This is a genomic window from Stenotrophomonas sp. STEN020 (assembly GCF_056760195.1).
On sequence record NZ_JBRREI010000015.1, the window covers coordinates 82,016 to 91,582 of the forward strand.

Consider the following 9,567-nt stretch of genomic DNA (forward strand, 5'->3'; position numbering starts at 1 on the left):
TGCCGCATGAGCATGACCGTGCCTTGCGATCTATGCGCCATTCACATATACATAGCGCCCATGAATGAAATCCAGAATCGCAATGTCTTTGGGGCCTTCGCGCTGATGGTGAGCGATGAGATTATCCAAGCCAGCTCATCGCAGGCACCGCAGGCAGGCCCTACCGCTTCCGCTTTGGCACTGCTAGCGCACATGCCGGGTCTATCAATAAGAATGCTCTCCGTGGGAGTAGGCCTCTCTCATGCAGGTACGGTCTGACTTGTTGATCGCTTGGCCACGGAGGGCTTGATCGAGCGCCGTGACCACTCCTCTGACGGACGCACTCGCTCCCTTTTCCTGACAGAGGCCGGCAAAACGGTCAGCGTCGATGTCTTGAACTCAAGGGATCGGGTAATCGCGGAGGCACTTGCAGCTCTAACCCATGAGGAAGTGAGATTCTTGGGCGACATATCGGCGCGCGTCTTACGCGCACGGCTTGAGAGCCTCGAACACTCTTATCGAGTGTGCCGGCTGTGCTGCTATGAGGGGTGCCCAAACTGCCCCATCGATGCAGAGTTGCGACAGCGCGGAATTGTTCGCGGCAACGAGGTGTGAACCACAATCTAAACTAGAAGGCGGCGGGAAAGACTCGGCTCCGTCATGCGGCCTGCTTCTTCTGCTGTTCAACTTCTTAGGTGATGAGGTCCCGGCACAATGCACGCTGCCGGTAGTCGGCCGCCTGGGCGATGTCGTTACCAGTTGTAGCGCACTATCGTTTAGCAAAAACAGGTCATAATCTGCGTCGGCTCTACATTTCCAAATAGCTGCCACGACGCTGAATCAGTAGGCTTACGGCGTCTTTCCACGAAACAAATTCTTCGCCCTGGCTCGCACCACGGCCATTTGACCGAGCGGGGTTAGTCGCGATTCTTATACTCTGCCGGCACCCAATCGTAGCCATCACCATTGCGGCGGAGATGTCCTACTCCAGGGAAGGGCAGATGATCCACTGCAACTAATTGCCGCTCGTCAGTGGCTTGGCCAAACTGCTTAATACGCTGCGCGCGCGCCGCGTCCTGATCGACATCGAAAGTGATTGTCACTACTGGTTTGGCAAATTGCACTTGGCCCACATGCATGATGTCGCCCCAGAATTCGATACTCTCTCCGCCACTCTTGGCCAGATAGAAGCTGTGTCCGGGAGTGTGCCCTGGCGTGGGGATCGCCGTTATACCCGGCAGGATCTCAGTGCGGCCGCTGAACGTCTTGACCTTGCCAGCGCTCAGGTAAACACCCACTGTCCCCAAGGCCTCTTTTATGAATTTTCCGATCGACTCATCTTGGAGCTTGCCTTTGTCCAGAAAGAAGTCGACGTCCGCCTTCGCCACATGCACTGTTGCGTTGGGAAAAACCATGCGCCCGGCACGGACAAGCCCACCGGAATGGTCGGTATGGATGTGAGTGATCAAGATATCCGTGATCTGTTCCGGCTTGTAGCCCGCCGCCGCCAGACTCGCCGGTAGCTTCCCGCCCACCGGGCCGAAAAGCTCCCCGGCGCCCGTATCCACCAAAATTACCTGACCTCCAGACTCGATCACGTAGGCATTGATCGAGGTTTCAAGTGGATTTTTTGCAAAGCTCTCGGCAAGCAGCGAGTCCATCTGCTCCGGAGTAATGCCACGCAGGATCTGATGCAGGTCCAACGGCAAGGTGCCATCGCTCAAAGCGCTGACCCGCATAGCTCCTACATTGAAGCGGTATACGCCAGGAACCTGAGCAGGGACACTTGCAGCTGTGGTGGTCACCTCTCGCTTGGTATCTGCTTTAGCGATGTCAATTGCAGCCAAAGCGGCCAAGATGGCCAGGGACACGAACATATTGTTCAAGTGGGGAAACATTTTCATCTCATATACCTGGCGGTTAATTTGTTGACCTAATTGCGACATTAGAGCACTCCGTTCGGCAATTCGGCCAACGGCTTGTTGGTGTCCACAATGTAGGTGACGAGCAGCTTCATAGGAATGCCGGTATTGGTAGCCGCATGGGGTGTTTTCGGTGCGATCTTGAAGCTTTCGCCGGCACGCAACGTTCGATCAGGCTCTCCACGCGTTTGAGGAGGAACTCGCCGTCAAGCAAATAGCCAACTTCGTAGTCTTGGTGAAGATGGAGATCTGCTGTAGCGTCCGTAACAATGTTGGCAATACCTAAGATCTCATGCTTTCCCGGCGCATCGCAAGCACGACCTTTTGAAGCTCGGTCTACTTGATCCCTTCGATCCCGCTAGGATCCTTCTCTTGGGATGCTGCCCCAGCTGCGGCAACGCACGCCGCCATGACTAAAGCAGACTTGCAGGTCTTATTTCGCACTTCACTCTCCTCGTCGTTAGTGGATTGAGCGCGAGCGCTGCCGAGGTGGCATGCCACTGTTGTAAGTCGCGCATGCCAATCCTGCCAGATACAACGCCTGCCTTTTCCCCCGTTTCCGGCATATATCTATGTGCGCACAGGGATAATCCTGAGCTGCCAAAGAAGAGCCAGCGGCAAACGGCTCTCCCGTTTCAATCAGAATTACCACTTCGTCCATTGCCTCCGACTGCGGCCTCGATCAGGCATTGGGATCAACTGATCATTCGACATAGTCGCGAACACCTTGGCATGCTCGGGGACATCGGTGGGCACCGAGCCTAAAGCGCATCAAGTGTGCTTTTGGCCTGGGCCACCTCCGAAAGTCCACCACCGGAAAGCACCGCCCCACCTACTATCGTATTGCCGATTACCGTTCTGCCAGAGACCGGACTCCGCATCAAAACACTGCCCAGGCAAGCCAAGGTTCAGGCCTCCGATCAAGTCGACGGTGACTCTCCGATCGAACGCAAAATTGCTGGCTCGCCGGACAAGGGTCCATGGGCGGTGCATGCGCGAATTCCGGATTCATCCGGTCATGCGCCGCCCTCCTATGGCTTGCCTAGGACTAACTGTTGGCACAAACGGCCAATAAAACTGCCGCGCACTTATGCCTCAGTTGAAGTGGGACGAATACTGAAGAGGCAAGCCCAACCACTGAAAGACCTCCGGCGGGGGCAACTTTGGGGGCAACACTCTTTCTTCGGTAGCGGAAATTCGCGCAGATACTGGCTAATCCCCCAAATTAGAGAGCACCCATACCCCGGTTATCAAGGAAAAGGTCTCACCTCCACATGTGGCCTGCATTTAACTCGCTTTGCGGCACATTGACACGACCCTAGCGCCAAGCCTTAGTTCATTCAAATAGTCGGCCCATGCCTGCATCATTTTCCGACGCTCCGACAAGTGGGCAGTGCGGTTGTAGGCCCGACCAAGGGGATCACGCACTGCGTGCGCAAGTTGGTGCTCGATATAGTCTGGCCTGAAGCCAAGAACCTCATCCAGCACGGTACGAGCCATAGCTCTAAAACCATGGCCGACGATCGTATCCCCGTCGAATCCTAGGTTTCGCAAAGCCGCGTTGACGGTGTTCTCACTCATGGGACGCGAGGCGCTACGCACTCCGGGAAATACATATTCACTTCGTTTAGTTAGGGGATGTAGATCCCGCAAGATATCTATGGCCTGCCTTGGCAATGGCACGATGTGCGGAATGCCGGTCTTGCTAGCTGTATAGCGCCATTCCGCAGTCTCCAGGTCGATATCCACCCACTTAGCATGACGAAGCTCGCCGGGACGAGCAAATAGCATGGGGGCGAGCTTCAACGCTGCCTGCGTTACTTCGGAGCCCCGATAGGCATACAGCGCGCACATTAGTTCTGCGATCTTCTCGGGCTCAGTCACGCTTGCGAAGTGCTTGGTCTGAGGCTGCTCCAGTGCGCCAGCCAAGTTATCGGCAGGATTGCCCTTAGCTCGCCCGGTTGCGATGGCATAGCGAAATACGCGTCCAGCCAGCGACCGCGCGCGGTGCGCTGTTTCAACAACCCCGCGCCGCTCCAGCTTGCGCAACGCGGCCAGCAACACTGGCGCAGTTATGTCCGTGACCGGCATGTCCCCGATGCTCGCCAAGTCCTTCTCGAAGAGGCGACGTTCACGCTTGACTGATCCAGGACTCAAACCCTCCTTCGCCCGCTTCGCCAAGAGCTCAGAGGCGATCGCAGAGAAGGTGGTTTCAGATCTCTCGACGATCGCAGCGCGGTCGATTCGCGCGACCTGCGCCGGGTTGGCGCCACCCTTCACTAGGGCGCGCAGTTTGTCCCGCTCCGCCCGCGCCTCACTCAGCGCCATTGCCGGGTATTCCGCCATGGTGACGATGCTAGCCTTGCCTGCGTAACGGTAGCGATACCGCCACACCTTGGCGCCCGTTGGACGAATCTCAATGCACAGGCCATTCGTATCAGCGACGCGATAGGCACTATCGCGGAGCTTCAACGAGCGCAACTTGGTGTCGGTCAGCATGTGAGTCAACCATTTGTGAGTCAGAGCAACTGGGTGTCACCTGGTGACTCACAGCCTGACTCACTTATTTGCTGGATTCAAGTGGAATCGTCTGGACTGGTACGGACAAAAAACCCCGCAATATGCGGGGTTTTTATGTGCTGCCTGGACTTTGCTGGACAGCCTCGGACTTCATTTTGGTGGGCCCACCAGGATTCGAACCTGGAACCAAAGGATTATGAGTCCTCTGCTCTAACCGTTGAGCTATAGGCCCGTAGCGACGACACAGTGTAGTGGAGCGCGCTGCGCGCGACTACTTCCATGTGTCTGCTTTTGATGTGCGCCTGTTGCGCAAAGCGCAACGCCCGCGCATGGCTGCAGTATTGGCCAGGTCCTTGCGGTGATTCCCGCCCAATGCGCCGCCACCCACCCAAAGAAAAACCCCGCCAAGGCGGGGTTTTTCATTCCGGCACTTACGCGCCAGCAATCACTTGCAAGCCACCACTCACTCGATGTCGAGGAAGCTGCGCAGCTGCTCCGAACGGCTCGGGTGACGCAGCTTGCGCAGCGCCTTGGCCTCGATCTGACGGATACGCTCGCGGGTCACGTCGAACTGCTTGCCCACTTCTTCCAGCGTGTGATCGGTGTTCATGTCGATGCCGAAGCGCATGCGCAGCACCTTGGCTTCCCTCGGGGTGAGGCCAGCCAGCACGTCACGCACGGTTTCCGACAAGTTGATGTTGGTGGTGTTCTCGATCGGGGACTCCACGTTGGTGTCCTCGATGAAGTCGCCCAGATGCGAATCCTCGTCGTCGCCGATCGGGGTTTCCATCGAGATCGGCTCCTTGGCGATCTTCATCACCTTGCGGATCTTGTCTTCCGGCATGTCCATTTCCTTGGCCAGCTCCTCCGGCGTGGCCTCGCGGCCGTACTGCTGGAGCATCTGGCGGGAAATGCGGTTCAACTTGTTGATCGTCTCGATCATGTGCACCGGGATACGGATGGTGCGGGCCTGGTCGGCGATCGAACGGGTGATCGCCTGGCGGATCCACCAGGTGGCATAGGTCGAGAACTTGTAACCGCGACGGTATTCGAACTTGTCGACGGCCTTCATCAGGCCGATGTTGCCCTCCTGGATCAGATCCAGGAACTGCAGGCCGCGGTTGGTGTACTTCTTGGCAATGGAGATGACCAGACGCAGGTTGGCCTCGACCATTTCCTTCTTGGCCTTGCGCGCCTTGGCTTCGCCGTAGGCCATGACGCGGCTGATTTCCTTCAGCTCGTCCAGGCTCAGCTGGGTGTTCTTTTCCAGGTCGATGGTGGCCTGCTGCTCGGACACGATCTGGTCCTTGACGTCACGCAGGGCCGACGACCACTTCTGCTTACGCTTGATCGCGTCTTCCACCCACTCCAGATTCGTCTGGTTGCCTTCCCACGAGCGGATGAAATCCTTACGCGGCATGCGGGCAGTGATGGTGGCCAGGTGCAGCACACGGCGCTCCTGCGACTTGACCTGGGCCATGGTGTCGCGCAGCAGGCGAACCAGCACGTCGGTCAGCGGCAGCGGCAGCTTCAGGGTCACGAAGGTGGCCGAGATTTCTTCGCGCAGCTTGGCCTGAGCCTTGGTGTCGCCCTTGGCGTGTGCCTTCTTGAACTTGGCAAGATCGCTGGCCAGCTGCTCCATGCGGGCAGCCACTTCCACCGGATCCGGACCGGTCGGGCCGGCTTCTTCCTCGACGTCGTCGCCGTCGTCTTCTTCGTCGCCGTCAGCATCAGCGTCGTCGCTGGTGTCTTCGGCAACGGCCGGAGCCGGTGCTTCCTCGACCAGGTCGTTGAAGCCGACGATCACTTCGGCCAGGCGCTTCTTGCCTTCCTTGTGCAGTTCGTAATCGGCCAGCACCGACTCAACGGCCAGCGGGAAGGTGCCCAGTGCAGCCTGCACCTGGCCCAGACCTTCTTCGATGCGCTTGGCGATGGCGATTTCGCCTTCGCGGGTCAGCAGCTCGACCGTACCCATTTCGCGCATGTACATGCGCACCGGGTCGGTGGTGCGGCCACCTTCGGTGTCGAGTGCGGTAAGTGCGGCAGCAGCTTCTTCAGCGGCGGTATCATCGACTTCACGGTTGCCGGTGTTGCCGTCGCTGAGCATCAGCGTGTCGGCGTCGGGGGCAACTTCGTGGACATCGATGCCCATGCCGGTGATCAGGCCGATGATGTCTTCGATCTGCTCCGGATCGACCATGTCGTCGGGCAGATGATCGTTAACTTCGGCGTAGGTCAGGTAGCCCTGTTCCAGGCCCTTGCTGATCAGAAGCTTGATGTCGTTTTGCTGGGCAGGACGTTCGTTGGCCATGTAATGCTCGCGCCACCGGCGATTGTGAAGATGGGAACCTAGCATTATACCAGCGCAGCATAGCGCTTGCCGGGGCGGTGGGTTCGCGGCGCGCTACGGTCTGAGCAGAAAGGTTACGGGCCCATCGTTGATCAGGCTGACAACCATATGGGCACCAAAGCGGCCAATTTCCACCCCTGAGCTGTGTTTTTCACGGCAGATAGCCACCAATCGGTTGAAAAGCCGTTCAGCCTCGGCCGGCGGTGCCGCACTGGTGAAGCTGGGGCGCATGCCTGAACGGGTATCGGCAGCCAGGGTGAACTGGCTGACCAGCAGCAGCCCGCCACCGGTATCGCGCAAGGAACGGTTCATCTTGCCGGCATCGTCGGCGAAAACCCGGTAACCGAGCAGCCGGTCCGCCATCCGCGACAGCATCGCCTCATCGTCACCCGGCTCCACCCCGACCAAGGCCAGCAGGCCCGGGCCGATCTGCCCGACCACGGCATCATCAACAGTGACCGAGGCCTGGGTGACACGTTGGATCAGGCAAAGCATTGGCAGCTCCTGCTATAGGGCCGGGCACCATAGCACCGGGCGCCAGCGGCTAAACTTGGAGGAATGAAACCGCAATCCACCGCCAAGCTCTATTACCGCCTCGCCCGTGCCCTGACCCACCTGCCCTGGTCCTGGCAGCGGACCCTGGCCGACACGGTGGCCTGGCTCTGGCGCTGCATCAATGCCCGCGAAAGCCGGGTGACCCGCCGCAACCTGGAGTTGGTCTACCCGGAACTGGACCCCGCCCAGCGCGCGCGCCTGCACCGCGAGGTGCTGCGCACCACCGCCCGTCAGGCACTGGAAACCCTGTACCTGTGGACCCACGATCCGGCCGAGAACCTGTCCAAGCACCTGCGTGAACGCCACGGTCAAGAGCTCTACGACACCGCGTTAGCCTCGGGCAAGGGTGTGATCGTCATTGCCCCGCACTACGGCAACTGGGAGCTGCTGAACCAGTGGTTGGCCTCGCGCGGACCGATCGCAATTGTTTACGCGCCGCCGGAGAATCCGGTCGGCGATGAATTCCTGCAGCTGTGCCGCGGCGGCGACAACGTGCGCCAGGTCCGCGCCGAAGGCCCAGCCGTGCGCCAGCTGTTCAAGGTACTCAAGGAAGGCGGTGCCACTGGCATCCTGCCCGACCAGCAGCCCAAGAATGGCGACGGTGTGTTCGTGCCGTTCTTCGGCATCCAGGCGCTGACAATGACCCTGGTCAACCGCCTGGCCGAGCGCACCGGTGCCACCCTGCTGTACGGCTGGTGCGAGCGCACCGGGCCCAACCTGGACTTCGCCCTGCATATCGAACCGGCCGAGGCCCAGATCGCCGACCCGGATCTGCAACTGGCCGTCGCTACCCTCAATGCCGGCATCGAGCGCATCGCGCGCCGCGACCCTGCGCAGTACCAGTGGACCTACAAGCGCTACACGCTACGGCCACCCGGTAGCGGCGAGCACGACCCTTACGCCACTGCCCGTCACCCGCACTGAACCTGCTGCTGCAACACTGCGTCACCCGTGCCGCTCGATTGATTCGACTGCCAACGGCCCCCATAAGGTTTCAAATGAACAGCCCCGCTTCCACCAGCCAGTCCTACTTCGGCCAGACCGCCGCCATCCGCTGCGAGCGCGCCGCCGCCGAACTCCGGGCTGGCCGCCCGGTGGTGATCAGCGATGGCCAGCAACGGCTGGCCAGCATTGCCCTGGACAGCAGCTCGCCGGAAGGCTACGCCGCCTTTGCCGAGGCCGCGCAAGGTCGCCATTACCTGTTCCTGAGCGCAGCGCGCGCGCAGACGCTGGGCATCAACGCTGCCAACGGCATCCATCTGCCTTTGGCTGATCGCGCGTTTGCCGAACTGCCTGCACTGGCCTATCTGCGCGATGCAGTCGCACCGACTGACGCGCAAGCCAATGGCAATGCACTGGATGCAGCGACGGTGGAAGTGGCGCGACTGGGTTTGCTTTTGCCGGCCATGATTTCAGTGGAACTGGGTGCTGCAAGCAGCCCGTTTGATGATTGCCTGCAGCTGGACACCACCGCCCTGTACGAAGGTGCTGGCCAGGCCGGCCAGGACTACGAACTGGTAACGCGCTCGCCAGTACCACTGCGTGATGTCGGCATGAGCGAGTTCGCAGTATTCCGTGGCGGCGTGGCGCAGCGCGACCAGGTTGCGGTGATCGTCGGCAATCCGGACATGGGCGGCATCGTGCCGGTGCGCGTGCATTCGTCCTGCCTCACCGGGGATCTGTTCGGCTCGCTCAAATGCGATTGCGGCGACCAGCTGCGGCGCGGTCTGCGCACACTCAAAGAGCTGGGCGGCGGCATCCTGTTGTACCTGGACCAGGAAGGCCGCGGCACCGGCATCGCCGCCAAGATGCGTGCCTACGGCTACCAGCACGAAGGCCTGGACACCATCGACGCCGATGCTCAACTGGGCTTCGGTGCCGACGAGCGCCGCTATGGCAGCGCGGTGGCCATGCTGCGCGCGCTGGGCGTGCAACGCATCCAGCTGCTGACCAATAACCCGACCAAGGTGCAGCACCTGCGCAAGGCCGGCATCGAAGTGGTTGGCTGCGTGCCGGTGACCGGCGAAATCACCCACGAGAACGAGCAGTACCTGCGCACCAAAGCCGCACGCGCCGGCCATCATCTGGATGTGGATGCGCTGATAATGGCGGCGCAGTAGGCATCTGGGTTTTTGTAGGAGCGGGGGCCCGCCGCGTGCCACCCCAGGAACACCCCCCCCCAAATTCCGCGCCCCGCGGACACAGGGATCGGGGGCGTTAGGGGGGCGGGCCGCCCCCCCC

The 9,567-nt window shown here is 60.2% G+C and carries 7 protein-coding genes and 1 tRNA gene; 2 read left to right on the forward strand and 6 right to left on the reverse strand.

Translation table 11 applies throughout. The features are described 5' to 3' along the window. Positions 1-896: 896 nt before the first annotated feature. The 6 genes from ACVOLZ_RS08870 to dtd form a co-directional block, all read right to left on the reverse strand. Entirely contained in the window at positions 897-1,925 is a 1,029-nt protein-coding gene (locus ACVOLZ_RS08870; protein WP_481515828.1) for an MBL fold metallo-hydrolase, read from the reverse strand. Next, entirely contained in the window at positions 1,925-2,065 is a 141-nt protein-coding gene (locus ACVOLZ_RS08875) for a cupin domain-containing protein (RefSeq protein ID WP_481515829.1), read from the reverse strand. Before ACVOLZ_RS08875 ends, ACVOLZ_RS08870 begins: the two co-directional genes overlap by 1 nt. A 1,123-nt stretch (positions 2,066-3,188) precedes the next feature. Continuing rightward, on the reverse strand, positions 3,189-4,400 hold the full coding sequence (locus tag ACVOLZ_RS08880) for a tyrosine-type recombinase/integrase (protein WP_481515830.1): 1,212 nt from the start codon (positions 4,398-4,400) through the stop codon (positions 3,189-3,191). A 177-nt stretch (positions 4,401-4,577) separates the two neighbouring features. Next, positions 4,578-4,653: transfer RNA gene (locus ACVOLZ_RS08885), tRNA-Ile, on the reverse strand. Positions 4,654-4,884: 231 nt separating this feature from the next. After that, positions 4,885-6,732, reverse strand: coding sequence for an RNA polymerase sigma factor RpoD (gene rpoD / locus ACVOLZ_RS08890; RefSeq protein ID WP_481515831.1), 1,848 nt, complete (start codon positions 6,730-6,732; stop codon positions 4,885-4,887). Positions 6,733-6,825: 93 nt separating this feature from the next. Then, positions 6,826-7,266, reverse strand: coding sequence for a D-aminoacyl-tRNA deacylase (gene dtd / locus ACVOLZ_RS08895; protein WP_303747753.1), 441 nt, complete (start codon positions 7,264-7,266; stop codon positions 6,826-6,828). 63 nt (positions 7,267-7,329) lie between these two features. Here dtd and ACVOLZ_RS08900 point away from each other — a divergent pair, with 63 nt between their 5' ends. Together ACVOLZ_RS08900 and ribA are read left to right on the forward strand one after the other, a co-directional pair. After that, positions 7,330-8,250, forward strand: coding sequence for a lauroyl acyltransferase (locus tag ACVOLZ_RS08900; RefSeq protein WP_481515832.1), 921 nt, complete (start codon positions 7,330-7,332; stop codon positions 8,248-8,250). A gap of 74 nt (positions 8,251-8,324) precedes the next feature. Further along, positions 8,325-9,446, forward strand: coding sequence for a GTP cyclohydrolase II RibA (gene ribA / locus ACVOLZ_RS08905; protein ID WP_481515833.1), 1,122 nt, complete (start codon positions 8,325-8,327; stop codon positions 9,444-9,446). The last annotated feature ends 121 nt before the right edge of the window (positions 9,447-9,567 follow it).

What these genes read in the sequence shown, in the direction of transcription:
- dtd (WP_303747753.1), bottom strand. Translation starts at nt 7,266, where the DNA reads ATGCTTTGCCTGATCCAACGTGTCACCCAGGCCTCGGTCACTGTTGAT.
- ACVOLZ_RS08870 (WP_481515828.1), bottom strand. Translation starts at nt 1,925, where the DNA reads ATGTCGCAATTAGGTCAACAAATTAACCGCCAGGTATATGAGATGAAA.
- ACVOLZ_RS08900 (WP_481515832.1), top strand. Translation starts at nt 7,330, where the DNA reads ATGAAACCGCAATCCACCGCCAAGCTCTATTACCGCCTCGCCCGTGCC.
- ACVOLZ_RS08880 (WP_481515830.1), bottom strand. Translation starts at nt 4,400, where the DNA reads ATGCTGACCGACACCAAGTTGCGCTCGTTGAAGCTCCGCGATAGTGCC.
- rpoD (WP_481515831.1), bottom strand. Translation starts at nt 6,732, where the DNA reads ATGGCCAACGAACGTCCTGCCCAGCAAAACGACATCAAGCTTCTGATC.
- ribA (WP_481515833.1), top strand. Translation starts at nt 8,325, where the DNA reads ATGAACAGCCCCGCTTCCACCAGCCAGTCCTACTTCGGCCAGACCGCC.